At 67.2% G+C, this 25,100-nt stretch carries 28 protein-coding genes; 16 read left to right on the top strand and 12 right to left on the bottom strand.

The features are described 5' to 3' along the window. Positions 1-85 precede the first annotated feature (85 nt). Positions 86-1,120, bottom strand: a complete 1,035-nt coding sequence (gene dph2 / locus AM590_RS12850) for a diphthamide biosynthesis enzyme Dph2 (protein ID WP_058827827.1) — start codon at positions 1,118-1,120, stop codon at positions 86-88. A 165-nt stretch (positions 1,121-1,285) separates the two neighbouring features. Between dph2 and AM590_RS12845 the strand changes: the two genes are divergently transcribed. From AM590_RS12845 to AM590_RS12830, 4 genes are all read left to right on the top strand, one after another. Next, a complete protein-coding gene (locus tag AM590_RS12845; protein ID WP_058827826.1) occupies positions 1,286-1,939 on the top strand; it encodes an alpha/beta hydrolase in 654 nt (217 codons plus the stop codon). Between the two features lie 80 nt (positions 1,940-2,019). Beyond that, the gene (locus AM590_RS12840; RefSeq protein WP_058827825.1) at positions 2,020-2,394 is read left to right on the top strand and encodes a YlbF family regulator; all 375 of its coding nucleotides are present in this window, start codon (positions 2,020-2,022) and stop codon (positions 2,392-2,394) included. A 64-nt stretch (positions 2,395-2,458) separates the two neighbouring features. Further along, the gene (locus AM590_RS12835) at positions 2,459-3,076 is read left to right on the top strand and encodes a CDP-4-keto-6-deoxy-D-glucose-3-dehydrase (protein ID WP_058827824.1); all 618 of its coding nucleotides are present in this window, start codon (positions 2,459-2,461) and stop codon (positions 3,074-3,076) included. A 26-nt stretch (positions 3,077-3,102) separates the two neighbouring features. After that, positions 3,103-3,726, top strand: a complete 624-nt coding sequence (locus AM590_RS12830; RefSeq protein WP_058827823.1) for a hypothetical protein — start codon at positions 3,103-3,105, stop codon at positions 3,724-3,726. Between the two features lie 18 nt (positions 3,727-3,744). On the opposite strand, the gene AM590_RS12825 is transcribed toward AM590_RS12830, so the two are convergent. Both AM590_RS12825 and AM590_RS12820 read right to left on the bottom strand, forming a co-directional pair. Continuing rightward, complete coding sequence (locus tag AM590_RS12825) at positions 3,745-4,011, bottom strand: hypothetical protein (protein WP_058567936.1); 267 nt, start codon at positions 4,009-4,011, stop codon at positions 3,745-3,747. A 73-nt stretch (positions 4,012-4,084) separates the two neighbouring features. Continuing rightward, entirely contained in the window at positions 4,085-5,014 is a 930-nt protein-coding gene (locus tag AM590_RS12820) for a peptidylprolyl isomerase (RefSeq protein ID WP_058827822.1), read from the bottom strand. Positions 5,015-5,169: 155 nt separating this feature from the next. On the opposite strand from AM590_RS12820, the gene AM590_RS12815 reads away from it, so the two are divergent. Genes AM590_RS12815 through AM590_RS12800 form a run of 4 tightly spaced genes read left to right on the top strand, consistent with a single transcriptional unit; the run spans position 5,170 to position 8,045 of the window. Next, positions 5,170-5,631, top strand: coding sequence for a hypothetical protein (locus AM590_RS12815; RefSeq protein WP_058827821.1), 462 nt, complete (start codon positions 5,170-5,172; stop codon positions 5,629-5,631). A 1-nt stretch (position 5,632) separates the two neighbouring features. After that, positions 5,633-6,340 carry a hypothetical protein gene (locus tag AM590_RS12810; protein ID WP_058827820.1) on the top strand — a complete coding sequence of 236 codons (708 nt, stop codon included), beginning with the start codon at positions 5,633-5,635 and terminating at the stop codon, positions 6,338-6,340. Then, positions 6,337-7,761, top strand: a complete 1,425-nt coding sequence (locus AM590_RS12805) for a hypothetical protein (protein WP_058827819.1) — start codon at positions 6,337-6,339, stop codon at positions 7,759-7,761. The genes AM590_RS12810 and AM590_RS12805 overlap by 4 nt, the downstream gene beginning before the upstream one ends. Beyond that, positions 7,758-8,045 carry a hypothetical protein gene (locus tag AM590_RS12800; RefSeq protein ID WP_058827818.1) on the top strand — a complete coding sequence of 96 codons (288 nt, stop codon included), beginning with the start codon at positions 7,758-7,760 and terminating at the stop codon, positions 8,043-8,045. The genes AM590_RS12805 and AM590_RS12800 overlap by 4 nt, the downstream gene beginning before the upstream one ends. 24 nt (positions 8,046-8,069) lie before the next feature. Here AM590_RS12800 and AM590_RS12795 read toward each other — a convergent pair whose 3' ends face one another. After that, positions 8,070-8,279 (bottom strand): hypothetical protein, encoded by a 210-nt coding sequence (locus AM590_RS12795; protein WP_058827817.1) that lies wholly within the window; start codon positions 8,277-8,279, stop codon positions 8,070-8,072. A 213-nt stretch (positions 8,280-8,492) separates the two neighbouring features. On the opposite strand from AM590_RS12795, the gene AM590_RS12790 reads away from it, so the two are divergent. Further along, the gene (locus AM590_RS12790) at positions 8,493-8,864 is read left to right on the top strand and encodes a hypothetical protein (RefSeq protein ID WP_058827816.1); all 372 of its coding nucleotides are present in this window, start codon (positions 8,493-8,495) and stop codon (positions 8,862-8,864) included. A 91-nt stretch (positions 8,865-8,955) separates the two neighbouring features. On the opposite strand, the gene AM590_RS12785 is transcribed toward AM590_RS12790, so the two are convergent. The 5 genes from AM590_RS12785 to AM590_RS12765 all read right to left on the bottom strand — a co-directional run bounded on the left by AM590_RS12785 (position 8,956) and on the right by AM590_RS12765 (position 13,476). Further along, positions 8,956-9,189, bottom strand: a complete 234-nt coding sequence (locus AM590_RS12785; protein ID WP_058827815.1) for a hypothetical protein — start codon at positions 9,187-9,189, stop codon at positions 8,956-8,958. Next, complete coding sequence (locus AM590_RS12780) at positions 9,186-9,446, bottom strand: cytochrome C oxidase subunit IV family protein (protein WP_049913451.1); 261 nt, start codon at positions 9,444-9,446, stop codon at positions 9,186-9,188. The genes AM590_RS12785 and AM590_RS12780 overlap by 4 nt, the downstream gene beginning before the upstream one ends. Positions 9,447-9,456: 10 nt before the next feature. Further along, positions 9,457-12,018 (bottom strand): cbb3-type cytochrome c oxidase subunit I, encoded by a 2,562-nt coding sequence (locus AM590_RS12775; RefSeq protein ID WP_058827814.1) that lies wholly within the window; start codon positions 12,016-12,018, stop codon positions 9,457-9,459. After that, a complete protein-coding gene (gene coxB, locus AM590_RS12770; protein ID WP_058827813.1) occupies positions 12,015-12,776 on the bottom strand; it encodes a cytochrome c oxidase subunit II in 762 nt (253 codons plus the stop codon). The genes AM590_RS12775 and coxB overlap by 4 nt, the downstream gene beginning before the upstream one ends. A 184-nt stretch (positions 12,777-12,960) precedes the next feature. Further along, complete coding sequence (locus AM590_RS12765) at positions 12,961-13,476, bottom strand: DUF6789 family protein (RefSeq protein WP_058827812.1); 516 nt, start codon at positions 13,474-13,476, stop codon at positions 12,961-12,963. A 114-nt stretch (positions 13,477-13,590) separates the two neighbouring features. Here AM590_RS12765 and cyaB point away from each other — a divergent pair, with 114 nt between their 5' ends. Both cyaB and AM590_RS12755 read left to right on the top strand, forming a co-directional pair. After that, complete coding sequence (gene cyaB / locus AM590_RS12760) at positions 13,591-14,148, top strand: class IV adenylate cyclase (protein ID WP_058827811.1); 558 nt, start codon at positions 13,591-13,593, stop codon at positions 14,146-14,148. 127 nt (positions 14,149-14,275) lie between these two features. Then, positions 14,276-15,484, top strand: coding sequence for a methionine adenosyltransferase (locus tag AM590_RS12755; RefSeq protein WP_058827810.1), 1,209 nt, complete (start codon positions 14,276-14,278; stop codon positions 15,482-15,484). 61 nt (positions 15,485-15,545) lie between these two features. Here the strand turns inward: AM590_RS12755 and ppk1 are convergent, their stop codons facing one another. Continuing rightward, positions 15,546-18,080, bottom strand: a complete 2,535-nt coding sequence (gene ppk1 / locus AM590_RS12750) for a polyphosphate kinase 1 (RefSeq protein WP_058827809.1) — start codon at positions 18,078-18,080, stop codon at positions 15,546-15,548. Between the two features lie 254 nt (positions 18,081-18,334). Here ppk1 and thiI point away from each other — a divergent pair, with 254 nt between their 5' ends. The 3 genes from thiI (at position 18,335) to AM590_RS12735 (ending at position 20,460) form a co-directional block, all read left to right on the top strand. Then, positions 18,335-19,510, top strand: a complete 1,176-nt coding sequence (gene thiI, locus AM590_RS12745; RefSeq protein WP_058827808.1) for a tRNA uracil 4-sulfurtransferase ThiI — start codon at positions 18,335-18,337, stop codon at positions 19,508-19,510. 200 nt (positions 19,511-19,710) lie between these two features. After that, positions 19,711-19,965, top strand: coding sequence for a hypothetical protein (locus tag AM590_RS12740; protein ID WP_058567952.1), 255 nt, complete (start codon positions 19,711-19,713; stop codon positions 19,963-19,965). 42 nt (positions 19,966-20,007) lie between these two features. After that, positions 20,008-20,460: a DUF5804 family protein gene (locus AM590_RS12735; RefSeq protein WP_058827807.1), complete on the top strand. Its 453-nt coding sequence runs from the start codon at positions 20,008-20,010 to the stop codon at positions 20,458-20,460. Between the two features lie 21 nt (positions 20,461-20,481). Here the strand turns inward: AM590_RS12735 and AM590_RS12730 are convergent, their stop codons facing one another. Then, positions 20,482-21,399, bottom strand: coding sequence for a PLP-dependent cysteine synthase family protein (locus AM590_RS12730; RefSeq protein WP_058827806.1), 918 nt, complete (start codon positions 21,397-21,399; stop codon positions 20,482-20,484). A 145-nt stretch (positions 21,400-21,544) separates the two neighbouring features. Between AM590_RS12730 and AM590_RS12725 the strand changes: the two genes are divergently transcribed. Together AM590_RS12725 and AM590_RS12720 are read left to right on the top strand one after the other, a co-directional pair. Next, the gene (locus AM590_RS12725) at positions 21,545-21,925 is read left to right on the top strand and encodes a thioredoxin family protein (protein WP_058827805.1); all 381 of its coding nucleotides are present in this window, start codon (positions 21,545-21,547) and stop codon (positions 21,923-21,925) included. Between the two features lie 105 nt (positions 21,926-22,030). Next, positions 22,031-22,807 carry a hypothetical protein gene (locus AM590_RS12720; protein WP_058827804.1) on the top strand — a complete coding sequence of 259 codons (777 nt, stop codon included), beginning with the start codon at positions 22,031-22,033 and terminating at the stop codon, positions 22,805-22,807. Between the two features lie 15 nt (positions 22,808-22,822). Here the strand turns inward: AM590_RS12720 and AM590_RS12715 are convergent, their stop codons facing one another. Then, positions 22,823-24,952 carry a thioredoxin domain-containing protein gene (locus tag AM590_RS12715; protein WP_058827803.1) on the bottom strand — a complete coding sequence of 710 codons (2,130 nt, stop codon included), beginning with the start codon at positions 24,950-24,952 and terminating at the stop codon, positions 22,823-22,825. Positions 24,953-25,100 lie beyond the last annotated feature (148 nt).

The raw sequence follows: 25,100 nt of genomic DNA, 5'->3' as shown, positions 1-25,100 counted from the left end.
CGGCGTCGCGAGAGCGACGCGCTGGTGGCGGCCGGGGGCGCTCACCGGGAGTTTCGGGGTACCGGCTGTCGTGGTGCGTCTCGGGTTACCAGGTGCCGTGGAACGTGTCGAATTCGAGGGAGTCGAGGGGTTCGTCGCCGACGGCGATGCGGTACTCCTGCGGCGTGAGCATCGGCTTGTGGAACCGCGGGCCGTCGTCGGTCGTGATGCGCGGACAGCCGGTGTTGACGAACGCGTCCATGTCGAAGTTCCGGAGCCGGTCGGGCGTCACCTCGTCCATCGTGATGAGGTAGGCGTTCTCGTTGTCCTCCAGAATCTTCTCGGCGATTTCCATGCGACCCTGGCCGATTTTCGTACAGAAGATGACGCCCCACTTCTCGGCGTCCATCGCCTTGTGGACCGAGGCGTAGCGCTGTTTCATGAACTTCCGCGTGTCGGCGATGGTGACGACGTTGTTGACGGGGTCGGCGATGACGACGTTCTTGTCGGGGTGTTCCATCGCGAGGCCGAGCGGGTGGAACTTGCCGCCGCCGACGTAGAGCACGTCGTCCGCCGGGATGTCCGCGGAGGCGTAGTTGCAGCCGAGGACCTGTCCCTCGTAGGTGAGGCGGTCGTCGCCTTTGCGGGTCTGGACGGTGTAGCCGCGCTCTTCGAGCCAGTCGCACATGTCCTCGAAGCGGTTCATGTGCTGGGCGGTGGTGACGAGACCGACCTCGTCGCCCTCGATGTCGTCGAGCGCGTCCTCCATGATGGGGAAGGGGTCGACGTTGGAGAACAGCGGGACGTAGATGATTTTGTCCGACTCCTTCATCGGCGAGTGGCCGAAGTGGACGAATACGTCGGTCCGCCGCATGAGGTAAGTGTCGAGGTCGCACGCGCCGTAACACGGCTGGCCGGAGAGCATGAACGTCACGTCGTCGTCGCAGAGCGCTCGGAGGTCGTCGGCGACCGCCGGGCCGCGGCGCTTCAGTCCCTCGGGGAACTGGAGGCCGACGCGCTTGGCGTCGCGCTCCTCGATGGCTTCGACGATCTGTTCGAGTTCGTAGTCCCACTCCCGGTCGTGCTTGAGCGACATCCCGGTGTTTCGAAGGTCTCCCTCCGAGGTGGCGTCCTGACTCATTGCCCCATCGTTGCGGACGGAGCCGTTTAACCACCGCGCTTCCCCACGAATGAGCGTCACACACCCGCACGCGCACGGAACGACGGTGCGGGGTCGGCGACGGCGTCACCCGGTTACCCTCTCGTCACTCGGGGATTCAAGACTCGCCGCGGCCTACCGCCGTCCATGTCCGACATCCCCCTCGAACACGTCCACGTCGAACCGTCGGAACCGGGCGACGGCCCGGCTCCCGCCGTCGTCCTGCTCCACGGTCGCGGCTCGAACGAACAGGACCTCCTGTCTATCGCACAGGAGTTCCCCGACCACGTCCACGTCGTGAGCCTCCGCGCGCCCGACCGCCTGCAGGGCGGCTACACGTGGTACGAACTCGACCTCTCGGAGGGCGGCCTCCACCAGAGCCAGCCCCACGCCGAGCAGTTCGAGCGCTCGCGGGACCTCGTCCGCGAGGCCATCGCCGGCGCGGTCGAGGCGTACGACATCGACCCCGACCGAATCGGCCTCCTCGGCTTCAGTCAGGGCGCGATTACCAGCCTGTCGCTCCTCCTCGACGACCCCGACGACTACGCGTGGGTCGTCGCGCTCCACGGCTATCTCGCGGACTCGCACGCCGACCTCGACCCCGACGGCATCGCCGGCAAGCCGGTGTTCGTCGGCGGCGGGTCGATGGACCAAATCATCCCGGCCTCGCGGGTCGAACGCGCGGCCGAGCGCCTCCGTGACCTCGGCGCGGACGTGACCGCAAACCTCTACGGCGCGCCTCACGGCGTCAGCCCGGACGAACTGCAGGACGTGGTCGCGTTCGTCGAGTCCCACGTCTGAACCCTCCGCGGGACCGAGCGCTCGACGACTCTCCTTCCCCGTTCGGCAGGTTGAAACCGCTCGCACCCCAACGCGCGGCTATGAGCACGCAGACGACGCGGCTCGAAGAACTCGGGCGCGAACTCGGCGAAGCCATCGCCGACCATCCGAAGTACGAAGCCTACGAGGAGGCGAAGGCCGCCGTCGAAGCCGACGACGACGTGCAGGAACTCATCACGGAGTTCAACCAGCTCCGCGAGGAGTTCAACGTGGCTCGCCAGATGGGCGAAGCGACCCAAGAGGGGCTCCAGAAAGTCCAAGCGGCACAGGAGGAGCTTCACTCCGAACCCGTCATGGAGGAGTACCTCCTCGCGCAGGCCGAACTCGTCGGCGAGTTGGAGAAGATTAACGAGGCCATCTCGGAGCCGTTGGCGGTCGACTTCGGCGGCGAGGCCGGCGGTTGCTGTAACGACTGAACTCGGCTCGACGCGACTCGTTTTCGCCGCAGGTTCAAGTACCAAGCCGGGGCCAGCCTCGGCTATGTTGGCAATCGCGGGCGGCAAGGGCGGCAGCGGCAAGACCACCACGACCCTCGGACTGGCGAGCGCGCTCGACGGCCCGGTGCTCGCCGTCGACGCCGACAGAGACATGCCGAACCTCCACGCGATGGCCGGCGTCAAACGCTCGGCGGACGCCGTCTCGGATGGCACCATCTGCGAGCCCGCTGTCCAGTCGCATCCGACCGACCCGACCGTCTCCGTGCTTCCGGCACCCGCCGGCACCGACGACGACGCCTTCGAGCGGTGGCTTCGGACCGCCGCGGCCGACGGCCGGCGCGCGGTCGTCGACTGCCCCGCGGGTGCTGGGCCCGATGCCGCCGTCCCGCTCCGCGTCGCCGACGCCGTGGTCGTCGTGTCGCCGCTGTGCGCGCCGGCACTCCGCGACGCCGCCAAGACGGCCGCGATGGCGCGGGCGCTCGGGACCCCCGTCGTCGGATGTGTCGTCTCGCGATCACGAATGGCTCCCGAAGCGGTGTCCGACCTCGTGGGCGCGCCGGTGCTCGGGACCGTTCCGGAGGAGTCGTCGCCAGTCCTCACTCGTCCGACAGTTCGGGCCGCGTACCGTCGAATCGCCGACAAGATACCGGGGAAGAAGTAATATGAGCGACCGCCTAACAGTCTGGCATGTCTCGACTGGCGACGGGAATCGACGTGCTCGACCGCCAACTCCGCGGGGGCATTCCCGCGGGGAGCATCGTCCTGCTCGCCGCCGACCCGGCCAGCCAGTCCGAACTGTTCTTACACGAACTGACGACCACGCGGGGGACGCTGTGGCTGACGACGATTCGCTCGGCCGAGGCCGTCACCGACGCGCTCGAACGGAACCCCGGTCCGACCGGAAACCCCACCGTGCGCGACGTGGGCGGCGACGCGCCGCTCGACACGGCGAGCAGTCTGGTCCGTGACCTTCCGGAGGGTGCGAACCTCGTCATCGACGTGGTTGACGTGCTCGAACGGAGCGAGCCCCCGCGCTATCGGCGGTTCCTCAACGACCTCCAGACGCACATGGTCAACACCCGGGGGCTGACTGTGCTCCACGGGCTGAAAGGTGAGTCGGTCCCGGACAACCGCGACCTGACCGAGCACATGGCCGACGTGGTGTTCGACCTCGACACGAAGATAGACGGCTCGGAAATCATCAACCGGCTCGCAGTCCCCAAGTTCCGCGGGGGACGCGCGCTCAACGAGACCATCAAACTCCGGCTGGCGGAGCGCGTCACCGTCGACACCAGCCGCGACATCGCCTGAGCGAGCCCGAGCCACCGCTCAGAACGCGAAGAACCCGAACGTGCCGAGCGTGACGGCCGCGATGAGCGCCATCCACGTGCGGGCGGACAGCGCCGCGCCGCGGGAGAAGACGTAGGCGAAGTACGGTGCGAGTGGGGAGAGTCGATAGACGAACGGCACCTCGATACCGGCGCCGTACTTGAGCGAGAGCGTCAATGCGACGGTGCAGAGCCCGGCGACGAGCGCGACTTTCACGTCTGTGAGGTCGCGGAACTCGGCCGTCGCGGCGTCGTCTGACGAAGCCATAGCTACGAGGCGGTCGGAAGGCGAGTATCAAGAAGCCGCCGATTCGCCGGGACGGCGAGGGCGGCGGACTCGCTTACTCTTCGTCGGCGTCGAGTTCCGCGGCGAGTTCGTCGGCGTCGATGTCGACGTCCTCGATTGCCTCTTCGATGTCGGCGCCGCCCGCGCCGCCCATCATACCGCCGAGGCCGCCCATGCCGCCCATGCCGCCCTCGATGGTCTCCTGCACGATGACGCGGTCGATGTCCAGCCGCTGCATGATGTCCTGCGCAATCTGCTGCTTGGAGAACATCCACTGCTGGTTCATCGTCATCTGCGGCGTCGCCTCGATGTAGAGCGTGTCCTTCTCGACGGTGACGGTCTCCGTCTCGGGCTCGGCGTCCTCATCCTCGTCGTCGGACTCGACGACCTGCTCCTCTTCGACCTCGTCCGTCTGAATCCAGACTTCGGGGGCCTGCTGGAGGTACATGCCGAGGAGGCCGGAGGCCTGCTCCTCGCGGTCGTCGACGAGTTCGAGCACTTCGTACTCGTATTCGAGGTCCTCGCCGGCGAGGGGGTGGTTGAAGTTGACGCGGGCGCGACCGCCGATGATGGTCTCCAGACGGCCCTGCTCGCCGTCGATAGTGACCTGTGCGCCGGGGTAGCGGTCGTCCTCGTCGATCTTGTTGGCGCTGACCGTGCGCACGTCGTCCTCGTCGTACTCGCCGAAGGCGTCGGCCGCCGGAATCTCGACGGTACCCTCGTCGCCAGCCTCGGCACCGATGAGGGCCTCGTCGACCTCGGGGAAGACGTGGCCGGCACCGACGATGACGACGCGGGGCTCGAACTCGTAGCCCTCGACGTCGATCTCGGCCTCTTCGGCCACTTCTTTGTCCGTCGTGTCGACGACGTCGCCGTCCTCGATCGTTCGCACCGTGTACGCGAGGCGGACGAAGTCGCCGTCCTGAATACCGGACTCGACCTCTTCATCGACCTGCTCGGCCTCCGCCTGCTGTTCGTCGCTCATACACGCTACGTGACTCGTGCGACCCTTAAGAATCACGTTTCGCTGCCGCGACGCGTTCGAAGCGGCCGACGCCCGGGAACTCGACCCCGAGGGCCGCTGTGGGGTCGAATCGCTTATATCATTGTCAATAGTTATAGAAAACGAGGCGTGTTCACATGGCACAGACTGGCTTGTTCCTCGGGTTCGTCCTCGGCGTCGTACTGCTGGCGCTCACCGTGTTTCTGACCGGCCGCGGCTGGCGACACTACACCGTCACGAGCGTTCCGACTCCGACAGGCGGGGGTTCGGCGGGGGGCGGGGGTGGGGACACCGCACGTCGCTGGGGCGACGACCCGACGGTGCTGTCGCTCGTCTTCGTCCTCGCGGCGCTCGGCTTCGGCGCGATGGCGGTGCTGTTCGTCGGTGGAAGCGCCATCCCCGAGAGCGTGACGAACGCTGCCGGACCGGCGCTCGTCGCCGGGACGCTCGGGGTCGTCGTCGCGTACCTCTTCTACGGGACGTACCACGCCGCGCGGGGGCGCGGACTGGAACGCTCACAGGCGGCGCTCCTCGGGTCGTGGGTGCTCGGCCTGCTGTTCGTCGTCGGCGTCGCCCTCAGGTTGGTGGGCCTCCTCTGAGATGGCGACCTCGTACGCGGGGCGACTCGACCCCCGGCACGCGCCGCGACTGTGGTGGCTCGCGGCGCTCTGCTGGATCGAGGCGCTCGCCATCGGGGCGTACCTCTCCGCCGCGCCGGAGCGCGTCGAGAGCGTCCGGTACCTGTTCTACCCGTTCGTCTGGATAACCGTCGGCGCGGCGGCCGTCCTCTGGACTGACCCGCCGCGGGCGAGCGGCCGGGCGCGACTCGTCGCGGGCGCGGTCGCTGCCGCGTACTTCTTCGTCCTCGCATCGCTGGCCGGGTTGGTATCCGTTGACCTCGCCGCGCTCCTCGGCGGGAGCCACGGACACGCCGTCGCGCACCATCCGACCGGCTGGCAGTTCTCGCTCGCCGCGCCGGGGTGGGGGCCGCGGGTCGGGTACGCCGGCGAAGTCGTTTCGGCGACGTTCGTCCCGTACCGCGTCGCCGGCTACCTCGCGCTCGCATATCTGGTGTACGCCGCCGTCCTCAACGCCGCGAAAAGCGCGCTCTCCGGAGCGCTCGGACTCGTCTCGTGCGTCGGCTGTACCTTCCCGCTCGTCGGCGGCCTCGCTGCGGGCGCGGCCGGCGGCACCGGGGTAGTGAGCGCGCTTCGGGCGCTCTCTATCGACATCTCGACGGTCGTGTTCGTCGTCGCCGTGGCCCTGCTCGCGTTCGGACCGTCGCTGGCGGAGCGGGCGCAACAATGAGCCGGCACGCCGAGGGGAAAGTCCCAGCCGCCGTTCGCCGCGGCGCAGTCTGGTTCGCCGCCTTCGCGGTCGCCTCGGTCGCTTTTTCCACTCCGGCGCTCGCGCACGCCGGGTCGCTGGCCGGGTCGCTCCGCTCGGTTCCAGCCCCATTCTGGCTCGTCGTCGTCTCCGGCGGCGGCGTCGTCTGCGTCTCCTTTCTGCTGTCGGCGTTCGTCACCGACGACGAGACGCTCGACGCCTTCGGGCGTGCGGGCGTCCGAATCGGAGGGTTGGCTGGGGGCGTCGCGACCGCGGAAGCCGCGCTCAGACTACTCGGCGTCGCCGCGCTCGTCCTCGTCGTCGCCTTCGGGCTGTTCGGGCCGCCCGTCGGCATCGCCAACCTCGGCGTCCTGCTCGTCTGGGTCGGCTGGTGGGCCGGGTTCACGATGGCCACCTACCTCGTCGGGGACGCGTGGCCGCTCGTGAACCCGTGGCGGACGCTCGGCGCGGCGCTTCGAGGTCGATTCGCGGCGGCAGAGAGGCTGTCGCGGCCCTACCCCGACCGACTCGGGTCGTGGCCGAGCGTCGTCGGCCTGCTCGGACTCGTCTGGCTGGAAGTCGTCAGCCCGCTCGCGGCGGACCCGCGAGCGCTCGCGGCCGTGGTCGTCGCGTACAGCCTCGGCACCGTCGGCGGCGCGGTTATCTACGGCGACGCGTGGTTCCGCCGAGCCGACCCCGTCGCTCGGGTGTTTCGGCTGTACGGCCTCCTTGCCCCGGTCCAGCGGGACGACGACGGCGGCCTCTCGGTTTCGGTTCCCGGTGCGGGGCTAGCGCGCGCCCGCGAACGACTGGGAGCCGACGACGTGGCGTTCGTCGTCGCGCTCCTCTGGGTGACGACGTTCGACGGTCTCGTCGTCACCGTCGCGTGGGGCCGCGTCCTCGACGCCGCGGCTCCGGCCCCCGCGTGGCTCGTGAACCTCGCCGGAATCGTCGCGGGCTTTCTGGTCTTCCTCGGCGGCTACCGGCTGGCGGCGCGAGTCGCCCGCCGAACCGCCGACACGTACGTGACCGTCGGCTTCGTCGCCGGTTGGTTCGCGCCCGCGTTGGTCCCCATCGCCGCCGGCTACCACCTCGCGCACTTCCTCGGCTACGTCGTCGGACTCGCGCCCGCGCTGGTCGCGGTCGCGGCCTCGCCGCTGTCACCGCCCGCGAACCCCTCGGTACTGGCCGTCCCGGCGTGGTTCGGCGGCCTCCAGTTGGCGTTCGTCGTCCTCGGCCACCTGCTTTCGGTGTGGGTCGCCCACGCCCGCGCGTTCGACCTCTTCCCGGGCCGCCTGCAACCGCTCCGAAGCGAGTACCCCTTCGTCGCCGTCACGGTCTGCTACACGATGGCGAGCCTGTGGGTCGTCGCCCAACCGACGGTCGGAGGTGTCGCGGGATGAACCGCGACGAATCGGTCGTCGTCCCCGAAACCGCCGTCGCCGCCGGCGAGACCGCGGCCGCGACGTGTCCGTACTGCGACCGCCCGTTCCGACGGGAGCGACTTCGGGACCTCCACGTCGGCGACGCGCACGAAGGGCTAGACGACGCCGAAACCGCGGCGTACGAGGCGGCCGTCGAGGCCGAGGACGAAGACCTGTTCGTCTACCACCTGAAGGTCGCCGGCGCGCTCGGCGTAGTGTTCACGGCGCTGTTTCTGCTCGCGGTCGTCGGCTTCAGCCTGTGAATCGCCGTTCTCGTGGCGAATCGGTCAGGCGTGGTCGCCGCCGTGTTCCCCCTCTTCGGGGTCCGGCAGGCGCATCACGACGCCGGTGAGGACGCCGACGCCCGCCAGCGCGACGACGCCGCCGACTACCACGAGTAGTTCAGTCGCGCCGACGGCCTCCGAGAGGAGGAGGACCGCGAGTCCGACAACGACGGCGAAGAACGCGGCCGCGAGTGCGACGGTTGTTCTGTTCATGTGTATTGTTACCACACCGAGGTCAAAGAAGGTACGTGCGAGCGCGGGCGAGGGAAAATAGACCCTGGCGAAGTCGTCAGTTACTGATAGTTTTCTACGGGTGTGCTGAATAGAGTGCGCAAGTCGGTCACAATGTCGATATCGGATTCGCTTTATTGAGATTCAGTTAGTGGCTGAGTCAATGTTTTTGTGTCTATACTCTGTCTCGATAATATGGTGAACTCCAAAGCCCTCTCTATCGGTGTTATTGCTGGAGCATTTGTGTCTGGGGTGTACTATCTCGATGGTTCGTGGGACTCACAGTTACTGTTGTTTCTCGGAGTTACTTGGCTCATGGGTGGGTGGTTAGTGGCTCGAAATCAGTCCGTTTTGAAGAACGTGAACACTCTCCCACAGATTCTGTTCGCTCTATTAGTGGTGGCTGTCCCCCAGTTCGGTGTTCACTCCGACCTTCTACTCGGGAGCCTTCGAAATCCGCTCGAACTGCTTGTAATGGGCGTCGCAGTTGCAGGAATCGGACTCGGAGCAGAGATGAGTGAATCAGCCGCTGAAGAACAGAGTGCCACGGTAGCACCCGCTGACTGACCTGTTGACAGATACCCTCTGTCTGTGTCACACGGTTTCTGTCAGTTTCTAAGAAGTTCGATAGAGCCACAAGAAGGGAAGCAACGTCCAGTTAGGCCGCGTTCTCGCCGGTCGTCGCGGCCGCGACGACGAGGGCGAAGACGGCCACCGCGAGGACGATACCGGGGCCGACGACGAGCGGGTCGGTGAGTCGGCCGGGGGCGACGCGAGTCATCATGACGGTCACGCCGACGCCGACGGGGACCGAAAACAGCAGGGCGTAGCCGACCGCGACGAGGGTTTCGCGGGAGCGCCAGCGAGATGAGGAGTCGGCTCGCACGGTCACAGGAGCGAGTACGACGCCGCGAGCGTGAGCGCCAGTGCGGCCGCGAGGCCGATGCCAACCAGATACGTCAGCGAGCGCGGCTCGAACCGGAGGTGCTGGAAGTACGCCGCGACCAGCACCGCCTTCGCGGCGGACAGGACCATGATGACGCCGAAGGCCAGCCAGTAACTCAGTCCGGCGAACTCGACCAACACTTGGACGGTCGCCGAGACGAACAACACCACGTAAATCGCCGTATAGAGTTTCGTTGATACCATTTCTGTCACCTCACAGGATGTAGAACAGCGGGAACAGGAACAGCCAGACGATGTCGACGAAGTGCCAGTAGAGGCCGAAGTACTCCACCGAGCGGCTGTCTTCGAGATACGCGCCCCGCCAGGCGCGCGCGGTCAGGTACAGCGCGATGACGAGCCCCGCGATGACGTGGGCGGCGTGCAGGCCGGTCGTGAGGAAGAACGTCGAGGCGCGGACGTTCGTCGAGAGCCACAGCCCCTCGTGGAACAGGTGCTGCCACTCTAACCCCTTGTTGACGAGGAAGCCGATGCCGAGGACGAACGTCGCGCCGAGGCTCGTCACGAGGCCCCACTTGTGTTTCTTCTCGGCCGCGACGAGCGCGAGCACGACTGTGAAACTACTCGTGAGCAGGATGTACGTGTTCACGAGCCCCGGAATCGGGTCGGAGGGAATCGGCTCCCAGCCGGTCCAGCCGAAGGCGACCCGGGTGAACACGTAGGCTCCGAGGAAGCCGCCGAACAGCACCACGTCGGACGCGAGGAATATCCACATCCCGACCTTGCCGTTGTCGATGCCGGCGAAGGGCCACGCCTCGCCCTCCTCGAAGACCGGGCCGTGGAACGGTTCGAGCCCCATGGCGACGAGCGACCCGAGGGTGACGACGCCGCCCGCGACCGTCGTGGTCGCGTAGGCGGCCCCGACCATCCCCTCGGGGAACGCGGCGTCCTGAAGCGGCGAGAGGCCGAGGAGGACGAGGAACGCGCCGGCGGAGAGGACGAACGGCCAGATGCTCGCGTGACTCGGCCCCTCGACTTCGGCCGCTTCGGCGGTCGGCAGTTCCGCGTCCGCCGTGACCGCTGTCGTTGCCGACGCGGTGACGCCGCCGTCGGAGACGGCCGCGCCGGTCGGCCCGTCAGACCGGTCCTCGCCCGGCGCGACCTCGCCGGCGTCGAGGAATTCGAGGTGGCCGTTGCGGTAGGTCGGCGTCCCGTCGAAATTCTCAAGCGGCGGCGGCGACGAGACGGCCCACTCGGCCGTGGTCGCGTACTCCCACGGGTTGTCGGGGGCGGGGTCGCCGACGAAGGCGCTCTTGAACAGGTTGTAGAACATGATGAGGAACGACAGACCGAGGACGAATCCGCCGACGGTGGCGAGCTGGTGCCACGGCGCGAGCTCGGGCGCGTAGTCGAACACGCGACGGGGGGTCTCCCACGCGACGAAAAGCGGGAAGTACAGCAGGTTGAAGCCGACGAAGTAGACGGCGAAGTGGAGTTTACCGAGGAACTCGTCGTACATCCGGCCGGTCATCTTCGGGAACCAGTAGTAGAGGCCGCCGACGAGGGCCGTCACCCCGCCGACCATCACGTAGTGGAAGTGGGCGACGACCCAGTAGGTGCCGCGGAACTCGTAGTCGAGGACGACCGCGCCGAGGAAGACGCCGGTGATGCCGCCGATGATGAACAACAGGAGCGCCCCGAAGACGAACAGGAACGGCGTCGTGAAGCGTATCTTCCCCTTCAGCATCGTGTAGATGAGCGCGAACACCATCAGGTCGAACGGCAGGGAGATGCCGATGGTGGTTATCATGAACAACGTCTTCACCTGCAGGTTGATGCTCGTCAGGAACATGTGGTGCATCCAGACGGCGAAGCTCTGGATGGCGACGAGCACCATCGCGAGGATGAACCACTTGCGGCCGACGATGCGGCGGCCGGTGAACGTCTGGAACACCTCGGCCATGACTCCGAGCGCCGGGAAGAAGACGATGTACACCTCGGGGTGGCCGAAGAACCAAAACAGGTGCGTCCACAGGAGCGCCCCCGCCGGCGACTCCATGGCGAAGTAGGTCGTCCCGAGCAGGCGGTCCGACGAGAGCACCAGAAGCGCCGCCAGAAGCGCCGCGAAGGCGAACAGCATCATCCACGCCGTCAGGAGAATCGTCCAGCTAAACAGCGGGACGTTCCGGAGCGTCAGCCCCTCGGCGCGCATCCGGTGCATCGTCGTCAGGAAGTTGACCGACGAGACGGTGACCGAGGCGACGAACAACACGAGCGCCAAGACGGCCGTCGACGCCCCCACGTCCGGCGTGAACGTCGGGACGCTCAGCGGGGCGTACATCGTCCACCCGCCGGAGAACGTCCCCCCTTGGAAGAACGAGACGCCGAACAGGATGCCCGAAAAGAGATAGAGCCAGTACGACAGCGCGTTGAGCCGCGGGAACGCGAGGTCCTTCGCGCCGAGTTGGAGCGGAACGACGTAGTTGGCGAAGCCGAACGCGAACGGCGAGAGGAACCAGAACACCATCAACAGCCCGTGGGCCGAGACGGCCTGGTTGTACGCGACGGGCGCGAGAATCCCCTCGCCGAGCCCGCGCGGAGCGAGCAGTTGAATGCGCATCAGCCACGCGAGGACGCCGCCGAGCACGAGGAAAAACAGCGACGTGACGATGTAGAGGATGCCCACGTCCTTGTGGTTCGTCGTGACGAACCAGCGCTTGATGCTCCCCGTGCCGGGGAAGTCGTGGCCGTGGTCGTCGTGTGCGACCTCGTGGCCGCCGTCGGCCGCGGCGTCCCGCTCGGGAGACGCGTCGGTCATGGTGCCACCGCCGGTCGGAGGCTCGACTCGTTCGCGGTCGCGCTGTCCGCGTCCGCGTTATCCGCGGTCGTGTTCGCGTACCACGCTTCGTACTCGTCGGGCGGCATCACGATGACCTCGGCGGACATGTAGGAGTGGCCGGCCCCGCAGAGTTCGTAACACTGCGCGGTGTACGTCCCCGGTTCGTCGGCGGTGAACCACGTCTCCGTCTCCTGGCCGGGGATGGCGTCGGACTTGACGCGTAACTCCGTGATGCCGAAGTTGTGGAACACGTCCGCGGTGGTAATCGTCAGTTGGACGGGCTGGTCGGCGGGGACCCGGAGCACGCCGTCGGTGGTGTGGCCGTTCGGATAGGTAAAGCGCCAGCCGAACTGGTAGCCCTCGACCTCGACGTCGAGCGACTCGGCGTCGGAGGGGCCCTCTTCGACGTACAGGAGCGTCAGATACGTCCACGAAACCAGCGAGACGACGATGACCATGCTCATGAAAAACGAGGTGAACAGCTTCCGGCCCCCACCGCTTCCCGACGGGAGTTCGCCGAGGACGAGGCGGTCCCCGTCGTCGATGTGACCGTTTCCGGAGCCGGAACGATACTTGTACGCGTTGTAGAGCATGTACCCCACGACGACGATCCCGACGAGCGTCCCCAAGAGCAGGAACACCTCGAAGATGCTTTCGAAGACGAACGTGCGCGTCCCCCGCGGGACCAACCCCGACTGGAGCGGGAACGCGGCCGCCGGTACAAGTTCCGTGACCATTGATAACACCACCCAGATAGTATAATTAACGTTCGTGATGATTATTGTTTCGGAGAAATCGAGGGCGGGCGGCGTCAGACGCTCGGTTCCGGTGGCTCACGACGAACGGCGGGGAGAGCGAAACGGGCGGCGGTCGGGGTCGCGGACGACGACAGACGGCGACCCGACCGCCGGCGACGCCCGGTCAGACCTCGTGTTGCGGGATGTCCGCGAACAGGTCAAGCAGGTAGCCGAGCGAGAGGCCGTACACCCAGTGGGCCAGAAGCGAGAACACGAGGAACGAGAGGATGACGAACGCGTCGGCCGCCGGCCAGAACGCCGGGACGAACCCCACCCAGTAGAGCGTCGCGAACGACACGCCGCGGAGGTACTTCGGCGACTCCGGCGGGAGGAATGCCCCGACGACGACGAACGTCACCGGGAGGACGATGACCCCGCCGATGCCGAAGAGGAAGGCCCCGAGAGCGAGCGTCGGTTCGTAGCCGAAGAACGCCGCCATCCCCGCGAATCGCGTAATCGGCTCGGTCGTGAAGAGACCGAGCAGTTCGGGGATGCCGACGAGGACGGGCAGCATCAGCACCGTCCCGACGAACCCGCTCGCCATCGCGGTGAGGATGACGCGACCCGTGATTTCGTAGTCGGCGGCCTCGCCGACGCGCTGTTCTACCGCGGTGGCCGGGTTCGGCGTTTCTTGGCTCATACTCCCGTCATACTACGGGTTCTTGCATGATAAAAGGTAACAAATACCTCGATACTGAGGGGTCGCCGGCGCGAGTCACCGAGGTTTTTGCCTCCCGGACGCGCCCGTCGAAGCATGTACGAAGTCGAGGTCAAGGTCCGCGCGGACCACGACGCGGTTCGCGAGCGACTCGACGCGGTCGAAGCCGAACAGGTCAACCGCGTCGCCCAGACGGACACCTACTACGACGCCCCGCACAGGGACTTCGCCGAGACCGACGAGGCGCTCCGACTCCGGCGCGAGTCGCGCTACGAGGGTGGTGACCTCGCCGACGAGGAGACCGTCGTCACCTACAAGGGACCGCTCGTCGACGAGTCGTCGAAGACGCGCCGAGAGTACGAGACGGGCGTCGAGGACGGCGAGACGATGGACGCCATCTGCGAAGCGGTCGGCTTCGAACCCGCCGCGACCGTCGAGAAGGAGCGCGAGCGGTTCGCCCTCGACGGCTACACCGTCTCACTCGACTCGGTGTCGGGGCTCGGCGAGTTCGTGGAGGTCGAAGTCGAGGTCGAATCCGGCGTCGACGACGCCCGCGAGGGGGCGTTCGCCGTCCTCCGCGACCTCGGTCTCGACCCCGACGACCAGATTCGGACCTCCTACCTCGGGATGCTGCTGGGCGCGCCCGAGGAGTAGTCGAGTTGTCCGCTCTCGCAGGCGTCCGTTCTCTCGGCAGATACTGCCCGAGCATACTCTCAGGTAATACGAGTGTAGCCAAAGGTTTCCGCAAGTTATAGAACCGCCCGCCGGGTACGTCCCGCCAATGAGCGACCGAAATATCCGCCTCGAATCCGCCGACAAGCGCGCGGTCGAGGACCAGGAGGTCGAAATCGTCGAGCGAAAGGGAATCGGGCACCCTGACTCCATCTCCGACGGCATCGCCGAGAGCGTCTCCCGCGCCCTCTCGAACCTCTATCTCGACCGCGTCGGCAAGGTGCTTCACTACAACACCGACGAGACCCAGCTCGTCGCCGGCACGGCCGCGCCCGCCTTCGGCGGCGGCGAGGTCATCGAACCCATCTATCTCCTCATCGTCGGCCGCGCCACGAAGGAGTACGACGGCCAGAAGATTCCCGTCGATTCGACGGCGCTCCGGGCCGCCCGCGAGTACCTCAACGAGAACATCCCCGGACTCGACGTGGGCACGGACATCATCGTCGACGTGAAGCTCGGCGAGGGGTCCGGTGACCTCCAAGACGTGTTCGGCGAGGAGACCCAGCAGGTCCCGATGGCCAACGACACGAGTTTCGGCGTCGGCCACGCTCCCCTGACCGAGACGGAACGCATCGTCCTCGAAGCCGAGCGCGCCCTCAACGGCGCGGCCTACGGCGACGACCATCCCGAACTCGGACAGGACATCAAGCTCATGGGCAAGCGCGAGGGCGATGTCATCGACGTGACCGTCGCCGCCGCGATGGTCGACAAGCACATCGAGGACATCGACGACTACATCGCCGCCGTCGACGGCGTCCGCGAGTTCGTCACCGACCTCGCCACCGACTACACCGACCGCGAGGTCAACGTCGAGGTCAACACCGCCGACGACTACGAGGAGGGCTCCATCTACCTCACGACGACCGGCACGTCTGCCGAGCAGGGCGACGACGGCTCCGTCGGCCGCGGGAACCGCGCCAACGGTCTCATCACGCCGAACCGCCCGATGAGCATGGAAGCGACCTCCGGAAAGAACCCCGTCAACCACATCGGGAAGATTTACAACCTGCTTTCGACCCACATCGCCGAGACGGTCGTCGCCGAGGTCGACGGCATCCGCGACCTGCAGGTCCGCCTGCTCTCGCAGATCGGTCGCCCCATCGACGAACCGCACGTCGCCGACGCGAAGGTCATCACGGACGAGGGCGTCACCGTCGCCGACATCGAAGACGAAGTCGTCGCCATCATCGACCGCGAACTCGCCAACGTGACCGACATCACCCGTCGGACCATCGAAGGCGAACTCAGCACGTTCTGAGGCGGCGACTCGCAGGGGCGCGAAAACAGGACGCAGAACGCCGCGTCGCCCGCGAGGGCGATTACGCCGACTTCTCGACGTAGTACTTTTCGACCAGTCGCGCGGCCGCCTCGGCCGTCTTCCGGTAGTCGCGGTCGCCGTCCGGCGTCCGAACCGCGTACTCGTAGTGCCGGCTGCTCGGCACGTACCACTTCTCGGGGAAGTCGTCGAGGACGTGCTGCGGGTCGCCGTTCTTTGGCGCGCCTGCGCCCGCCTCGACGACGGGGTCGGTGGTGGCGGCGGCGGGGTCGGTTCCGTCCTCCTCCTCGGCTTCACCCGCATCCACAGCCCCGTCGTCCTCGGCACCGTCCGCAGTCGCCGCGCCGTCTCGGGGGGCCATCACGGACGGGTCGGACTCCACGAGGAGCGTCTCGGGCACGTCGGGGTGTGACGCCGAGATGCCGCGGTGGACGCCGGGCGTGTTCGACGCCGCGAGCGTCTGTTCCATCAGAATCTTCTGCATGCTAATCTCGTGGCCGTCGCCCGGGTCGCGCTGGTCGTAGGTGCCGTCGGCGTGCATCTCCCACGCCTTCCGGTTGTCCGCGAAGCCGAGTTCGAGGATGAACCGCAACTGCTCGCGGATGTCGGGGTCCTCGACGGGCGCGACGGCCTCCACGCGCTTGTCGAGGTTGCGGGTCATCCAGTCCGCGGAGCCGATGTAGTAATCGGGGTCGCCCGCGTTCTCGAAGTAGAAGATGCGGGAGTGTTCGAGGAAGCGGTCAACGACGCTCCGGACCGTGACGGTCTCCGAGACGCCCTCCAGTCCGGGGCGGAGCCGACAGATGTCGCGGACGAGCAGGTCGATGTCGACCCCGGCCATCGAGGCTTCGTACAGTTCCTCGACGATACCGGGGTCTTCGAGCGCGTTCATCTTGGCGACGATGCGGGCGTCGCGGCCAGCGCGAGCGTGTTCGGCCTCCCGGCGGATGCACTTCGTGAACTCGTTTCGCATCGTCACGGGCGCGATGAGGAGCTTCCGGAACTCCTCGTCCAACGAGGGACCGGTGAAGAAGTTGAACACCTTCACGAGGTCCTGTCCGATGTCGCGGTCGGCGGTGAGGACGCCGAGGTCGACGTAGCCCTTCGCGGTCCCGGAGTGGTAGTTGCCGGTTGCGACGTGGGAGTAGAGGCGGACGCCGTCTTCCTCCTCGCGGACGACGAGGGCGGTCTTCGTGTGCGTCTTCAGCCCGATAGTGCCGTAGGCGACGTGGATGCCTTCCTCTTCGAGGCGACGGACCCATTCGAGGTTGTTCTGCTCGTCGAACCGCGCTTTGAGTTCGACCATCGCCGCGACCTGCTTGCCGTTGTCGGCGGCGTCGATGAGCGCCTCGATGATTTTCGAGTCCGACGCCGTCCGGTAGATGGCGGCCTTGATGGCCAACACGTTGGGGTCGTTAGCGGCCTCGTCGAGGAACTCCTGGACAGTGTCGCCGAACGAGTGGTACGGGTGGTGCAACAGCACGTCCTTGCGGCGAATCTCGTCGAAGATGGTGTCGCCGTCCTCGGCGGCCGCCTCGGTGGCCGACGCGCCCGGACCGATTCCCGCGTCGGTCGCGTCGAGGTCCGAAAACCGTGGGTGTGGCTGGGGCGTCCACGACTCCAGCGAGAGGTCCGGCCGGTCGAGGTCCGTGAGGTCCATCAACTCGCGGTAGTCGAGCGGCCCGCGGAGTTCGAACACCTCGCGGTCGTCGAGGTCCAACTGCTCGACGAGGAGATCCCGCGCCGCCTCGGGCGCGTCGGCCTCGATTTCGAGGCGGACGACGGTGGCGAAGCGGCGCTGTTCGAGCACCTCCTCTATCATGTCGATGAGGTCCTCTGCGACCTCCTCGTTGCGGCGGACCTCGGCGTTCCGCGTCAACTTGAACACCGCGGTGTCGACGACCTCGACGTTCGGGAACAGGAGGTCGAGGTTGGCGCGGATGACCTCCTCCAAGAGGACGTATCGGACCTCGTCGCCGTCGGTCTCGACCTCCACGAGTCGCGGGCGGTTCTGCGGAATCTTCACGCGCGTGAACGTCTGGTCGCCGTCGTCGTCCCGCGTGATGACCGCGAGCGACAGCGAGAGATTCGAGATGAACGGGAACGGGTGCGCCGGGTCGAACGACAGCGGCGTGAGTGTCGGCAGCACCGAGAGTTCGAAGTAGTCGCGCATCTCCGCCCGCTGGTCGGGCGTCAGGTCGTCGTAGTCGCAGATGCGGATTCCCGCCTCGGCGAGCGCCGGGCGAATCTCCTCGCGGTAGCACGCGGCCTGTCGCTCGAACATGGGCCGGGCCTTATCGATGGACTCCTCCCACTGCTCGCGGGGCGTCCGGCCGTCGGTCGTCCGCTCCGTCACGCCGGCGTCAATCTGCTGTTTCAGCCCACCGACGCGCTTCATGAAGAACTCGTCTAAGTTCTTCGTGAAGATGGAGAGAAAGCGGACCCGTTCGAGAAGCGGGTTCCGGTCGTCGAGGGCTTCGTTGAGCACGCGAGACTGGAACTCCAGTTCGCTCAGCTCGCGGTTGAAATAGTACTGCGGGGCTGCGAGGTCGATGTCGGCTGGCGACTCGTCGGTCATTGGCATCGAATGGGCATCGAAGTGGCGGCAGTTGTTCGTCGAGAGCGGCCGCGGGGCGGTCGGCGGTTGTACGAGACAGAGACGGGGTGAAATCTATTAAGCGGTTTATATTGTTTCGCCGTCTGTCTACGGTTCAGTAAATTGTACTATTTACAAATATATAACACTAATAGCGGTAGATAGCGCCGTGCCGCGCCGGGTGCGAACGCCCCGCGAAACGAGACGCTGAAGGGTTCCCGCGGAGAACGTCGACCGTGAATCAGACGGCGCACGTCGTCCTCGTCGGCTACGGCGAGGTGGGCACGAAGAGTTCGAGCGTCCGGGCGAAGATGGAGGCCAGACTGCGGACGAACCTCCAAGCGGTTCTCGACGACCGCTCGCTCTCGGGCCGCGTCGAGCGGGAGTGGTCCCGCCTGCTCGTCCGCGACGTGGCCGACGCCGACGCCGTCGCGGCCGCCTGCGCCGAGGTGCCGGGCGTCGTCTGGGCGCGCCCCTGCGTCGCCTGCGACCCCGTCCTCGACGACATCGTCACGGTCTGTCGCGGTCTCGCGTCCGACCACCCCGACGGGGCGGCGTTCGCCATCGACGCGGACCGCGTCGGCGACGCCGACCAACACGAGTTCACGAGTTCCGACCTCGAACGCGAGGCGGGGAGCGCCGTCGTCGAGGCGACCGGCGCGCCCGTCGACCTCGACGACCCGGACCGAACCTACCGAATCGAGTGCCGGGAAGAGACGGCCTATCTCTCCGTGCGGCGGTTCAACGGTCCCGGCGGACTTCCGCTCGGGACGCAGGGACGGGCCGTCTCGCTCGTCTCCGGCGGCATCGACTCGCCGGTGGCGACGTGGGAACTGATGCGCCGCGGCTGTGAAATCGTCCCCGTCTACGTCGATTTGGGCGACTACGGCGGCGCGGACCACCGCGCGCGAGCCATCGGGACGGTGCGGACCATCGCCCGCCGCGCCCCGAACGCGGACATGCGAGTACACGTCGTCCCGGCCGGTGACGTGGTCGAACGACTGATGGAGACCGTCGAGGACACCCGGATGCTCTCACTTCGGCGCGCCATGCTCGCCATCGCCGCCGAAGTCGCCACGGACGAGCACGCCCACTCACTCGTGACCGGGGAGTCGCTGGGCCAGAAGTCGAGTCAGACCGGCGAGAACCTCGCCGTCACCGAGGCCGCGGTCGACTACCCCGTCCACCGCCCGCTTTTGACCCGTGACAAGACCGACATCGTCGCGGCCGCCCGCGACCTCGGCACCTACGACGACTCGACGCTCCCCGTCGGCTGCGAGCGCGTCGCGCCGAGTTTCCCCGAGACGAACGCCTCGCTGTCGGCCGTCGAGGCCGCGGAACCCGACGACCTGTTCGACCTCGCGGTCGAGGCCGCCCGGGAGCGCGTCGTCGTGTCGCCCGGCGACGAGTGAGCGCGGGAGCACGAGGCGGAAGCCGAGGGTGAGAGGCCCAGAGCGCGGCCCGTCGTCAGACTCACCGAGGTTCGGTACCGACACACATACGAACCGTGCAAACGACCACCATAGTCACGATTCTTCAAACGTTTAGATTCGTTTCGGATGAACAATTGCACAAAAATGGCTTTATCTACCGTGAGCGCTAGGGTTCTCTCATGTCGAAAACATCGCATCCCGGTCACGGCCACCCCGGCCCCGAGTGGCGCGTCAGCCACCGGGCGTCGCGGACCGACTGGAGCGACACCGTCGAACGGTGCGCGGCGTGCCGCGCCCGCGTCGACATGAGCGAAGCCCACTATCAGGTCCTCCTCGAGCGGGACATCGACAAGCCCGGTAAGATAACCCTCGAACGCGAGCGCGTCGTCTTCTGCGACGAGTCCTGCGCCGCCGAGTGGGAATCGACCGCCTGAGTACCGGAACCGCTTTACCGAGTCCGGACCCTCCCTCTCGACGTGACGCAGGTCTGTATCGTCGGCGCGGAGGACGTCCACCTCCAGTACGAACTGCTGTCGCGCGACACCGCGCGCGCGGCGCTTTCGACCTACGACATCGCAGAACCGTTCGACAACTCGCTTTCGGTCGACACGGTGAGCCTCGGTGCGGCCGTCTCGCTTCTCAACGATCTCAACTGGTATCTCGTCCGGTTCGCCGACTTCTCGTTGGTCCGCGAACCCTCCGTCTCGTCCGACGAGTGGCTCTCTCGCGACCTCGCCCGACAGATTCGAGACGGGAAGGTCCAGCCGGAAGACACCGGCGACCACCTCGCCATCTACGGCGTCGAAGAGGGCCGCCTCGTCGAGCCGATGTACGTGACGCGCGTCGACGGCTCGGTCCCCGACTACGACCTCAGAGACGTGGAGCGAACGCTCGTCGTCAGAGTCGCGGAAGACGAGTTCGGTCGGTGAAAACGGGCCGTCGAGCGACCGCTATTCTTGGTCGAACATCCCGGTGGACATGTAGCGCTCGCCGGAGTCCCAGAACACCGTCACCACGAGCGGCTGGTCTCCGTCGTCCGCGTCGGGATCGGCGAGTCGCTCGGCGACCCGCTTGGCCGCGAGGAGCGACGCGCCGGACGACTGGCCGACGAGGATACCCTCCTCGCGGGCGAGACGGCGACACTCGGCGTCGGCGTCGGCGAGTTCGACGATTTCCACGTCGTCGATGAGGTCGGTGTCGAGGTTGGGGCTGACGAAGCCCGGGCCCATCCCCTGGAAGTCGTTGTCGCCGACCTCGTGTCCGGAGAGGACGGCGCTCTCGGCGGGTTCGACGCCGACGACGCGCATCGAGGGGTACTCCTCGACGAGGCGACGGCCGTTGCCCGAAATCGTGCCGCCGGTGCCGATGCCGGCGACGAAGGCGTCGATGCGGCGGTTGCCCACCTGTTCGAGAATCTCCTCGGCGGTCGTCCGGTAGTGCGCCTCCGGATTCGCCGGGTTCTCGAACTGCCGGAGCTGGTACATGCCCTCGGCTTCGAGTTCGTCCGCGCGCTCTTTCGCGGTGGAGATGTCGCCCTCGACGAGTTCGATGGTCGCTCCGTAGGCGCGCATGATTTCGCGGCGCTCGGGCGACATCGAGTCCGGCATGACGATAGTCAGGTCGTAGCCCTTCGCCGCCGCGACGACGGCGAGTCCGATACCGGTGTTCCCGGACGTGGGTTCGACGAGGTGGTCGCCCGGCGAGATGTCGCCCGCTTCCTCGGCCGCCTCGACCATCGCCAACGCGGGGCGGTCCTTCGCCGACCCGCCCGGGTTCTTCGACTCTATCTTCGCCGCGACCGTCGACCCCTCGGGGGAGTCGACGCGGACCAGCGGCGACCCGATAGCGTCGAGGATACTGTCGTCCATCGACCCTCCGTTGACGGTGCGACACTAAACGACTGGCGGAGGCGGACGATACGGCCACCGTCTCGGGGAGAGACAGCGACGAGCGTGGGCGGCGAGCCCCGCCGCGAGCGCACCCGTTAAATCCGCGCGGCCGGTACGCCCTCCCATGGCTGAAGCCGAGACGCTCGAAACGATGCAACCGAACCCCGCGTGGGACGCGGCGTCCTACCCCGACGTGGTCGACGCCCTCGCGGCCGCGGACTACACGTTCAAGGTCTGGGGCGGCGACTGGTGCGGCGACTGCCGCGGACAGCTTCCCGACTTCGCGGCGGCCCTCGACGCCGCCGGCGTCCCCGCCGAGCGAATCGACCACTACCCTGTCGAGAAGGCCGACGACGGCTCGAAGGTCGGCCCGCTCGTCGAGGAGTACGACATCGAACTCATCCCGACGGTCGTCGTCGAACGCGACGGCGAGGAGGTCGCTCGCTTCGTGGAGGAAGAGGACGTTCCGATTGCGGTCTACCTCGCAGAGCGGCTCTCGAACTGAGCGCGGTTCGGATTTTCTGTTCTCTTGACCCGCCGAAACCGTGATACGACGCCCGCGGGTACGCCGATGCGATGCGACGAACGCAGGTGGCGCGGGAGTCGGAAGATGTCTGAGAAGCACAGCGGAGACAACGGCGGGAGTCCGGATTGCGGAGATGAACCGCGGCGCTACCACCTCGACAGCGACGACTATCGCCGCGACCTCGTCCCGATGTTCGCCGAGGTCGTTCCTACCGCGCACGCGGTTCGAGCCGAACTCGACGAGGGATGGCTCGACGAATCGTTCGGAACAGACGACATCGAGCGATGCGCCGATGCGCTCACAACCGTCGATGCGCTCGACCCCGAGCGCCCGGACGACAGGACCCGATGCTTCTCTCTCGGCACGGGCAGAGAGAGCGAGGACGCGCTGTTCGCGCTTCTCGACGCCGCGACGACGATGGTTGGGGAGCACTTCGTGTTTCGCCTCGCGCTCCTCGACGACAGCGGCAACGAACTGCTCGTGACGATTCCCCACGAATCGATGCTCTGGGGCGAGTCGCCGCCGCTCTCCGAGGGAGTCGTGGCGTCGATCCAAGAACTGCTCGCCGACCGGGTCGGTCTGTTCGTGGCGTCGACGGTCTACGAGCGTTGGGAGACCGGCGACCACGCCTACCGCTTCGACACCACGGCAATCGTGCAATCGACGCTGGACCGGAAGACGAGTCGGACGTACTGTTCCGCGCTCTCGGCGCGGCACCTCGACATCGTCGACGAAACAACGCTCGTCTTCGACACGCCGATGGGTGAGAAAGTCGTCCCGTGCGTGACCCGCGAGCGCGCCGAACGAGTCGCAAAAACGGTTCGAGCGTTGCGACGGCGGTACGACGGGACGCGGCTCTGAGCCGAAAACGCCGTTTCAGTCGTCTTCGGCCGTACCTGCGGATTCGCCCGCCGTGAACCACGCCAGCGCCTCGTCGAGGTCGTGGGTCGGCGCGGAGCAGGTGAAGTTCTCGCAGGCGTAGACGGTCGGCTCCCCGTCGGCCGCCTCGCGGCCGGCCCAGATTGGCGGGGCCTCGTCTAGTCCGAGTTCGTCCAGCCACGAGTCGAGTTCCTCGTCGGTGCCGGGGCGACGGGAGACGACGAGGCCGGGGAGATACCGCGAGGCGAGCGTCTCGCGCCACTCGTCGGGTACCTCGTCGGCCGCGATGGTGAGTTCGGGGACGCCGCTTGCGGCCTTCTCGGCGGCGAGCGCGAGCGAGACGTGTTCGAGCGGACTGCCGCGGACGCGGTTGGCGAACGAGCCGAGGACCGCGTCCGCGACCTCGCCGAAGCCGGCGTCCGGCGCGAACTGTTCGAGGTCCAAGAACAGCGACGTGGCGACGCCGAGGCTCGACGGCGTGGACTGGTCGGTCGGCTCCTGCGGGCGGGTGACGAGCGACTCGCCGCTCTCGGGGGTGAAGTAGAGCGTGCCCGCGTCGGCGTCGTAGAACTCGCGGCGGGTCGCCCGCGCGAGGTCGAGCGCGAACGAGAGCGGCGCGAGGTCGCCGGTCGCCTGATAGAGATCGAACGCACCGCGCGCGAGGAAGGCGTAGTCTTCGAGGTAGCCGTCGCCTTTCACCTCGTCGTTCATCACGCGCCGCGAGAGCGTCTCGGTCTCGTCGTCCCAGAGGCGCTCGCGCACGAAGTCGAGGGCGCGGCGCGCGTCGTCGGCGAGCGAGTCGTCTTCGAGGACGACCGACCCCTGCGCGAACGCCGAAATCATCAGGCCGTTCCAGCCGGCGAGAACCTTCTCGTCGCGGGCGGGGCGCTCGCGTCCCTCGCGGGCCGCGAACAACGCCTTCCGAGCCTTTTCGAGTCGGTCTTCGACCTCGGACTCGTCGAGGTCGTACTCGTCGGCGAGTTCGGCTGTCGTCGCCGAGACGTTCAGGACGGTCGTCTTGTTCTCGAAGTTGCCGCCGGGCGTGACACCGTAGCGGTCACAGAAGAGGTCGGCGTCGAGTTCGGGGAGGAGGTCGTGCACGTCGTCGGGGGTCCAGACGTAGAAGGTACCCTCCTCACCGCCGGACTGGGCGTCGAGGGTGGCGAAGAAGCCGCCGTCGTCGTGGGTGAGTTCGCGGCGGACGAACTCGAACGTCTCGGCGGCGACAGTCGCATAGGACTCGTTGCCGGTGAGTCGGGCGGCGTCGAGATAGCGAGCGGCGAGACCGGCCTGGTCGTACAGCATCTTCTCGAAGTGCGGGACGGTCCACTCGCGGTCGACGCAGTAGCGGTGGAAGCCGCCGCCGAGGTGGTCGCGGAGGCCGCCGTTGGCCATCGCGTCGAGGCTCTGTCGCGCCACGTCGAGCGCCTCGCGGCGGCCGGAGACGGCGTACCCGCGGAGCAGGGCGTCGATGCGGCCGGGTTGGGGGAACTTCGGCCCGTCGCCGCCGAAGCCGCCGTGGTCGCGGTCAGCCCCGCGGAGCGCGGCCTGCACCGTGGTGTCGAGGACCTCCGAGCCGGGGGCTTCGCCGGACACCTCGGGCGTCTCCTCCAGTCGGTCGGTGATGGCGCTCGTCCACTGGTCGGCGCGGTTTTCTATCTCGTCGCGGTCGGTCCGCCACGACTCGGCGAAGCTCTCGACGAGGTCGCGGAAGCCGGGTGCGCCGCGGCGAGGCTCCGGCGGGAAGTACGTGCCGACGAAGAAGGGCTTGCCCTCGGGAGTGAGCCAGACCGAAAGCGGCCACCCGCCGCCACCGGTGACGAGCTGGCAGATGGTCTGGTAGATGCGGTCGAGGTCGGGGCGCTCCTCGCGGTCGACCTTCACCGGGACGAAGTGCTCGTTGAGCACCTCGGCGATTTCGGGGTCCGAGAAGCTCTCGTCGGCCATGACGTGACACCAGTGGCACGCCGAGTAGCCGACCGAGAGGAAGATGGGCTTGTCCGCCTCGCGGGCGGCGTCGAGCGCCGTCTCGTCCCACGGTTGCCAGTTGACCGGGTTGTCGGCGTGCTGGCGGAGGTACGGGCTCTGCTCCTCGTCGAGTCGGTTGCGTCCCACCGGGTCGGGCATACGTCGGAGTCGGCGCTCCGGGAACTAAAGCGGCGTGGAGACGGCCGTCGTGGCCGGCGCGGGGCGTGGGCCGGACAGCGAGTCCTCCTCGTTGACGACCGAACATAACCACAATCGTGCCTATTTCTCCGCCGATAAAGAGCAATCT

The organism is Haloferax sp. Q22, from assembly GCF_001482285.1.
Classification (GTDB): Archaea; Halobacteriota; Halobacteria; order Halobacteriales; family Haloferacaceae; genus Haloferax.
Note: the sequence above shows the minus strand (reverse complement) of the source record. Positions and strands in the feature narration are given on the sequence as shown.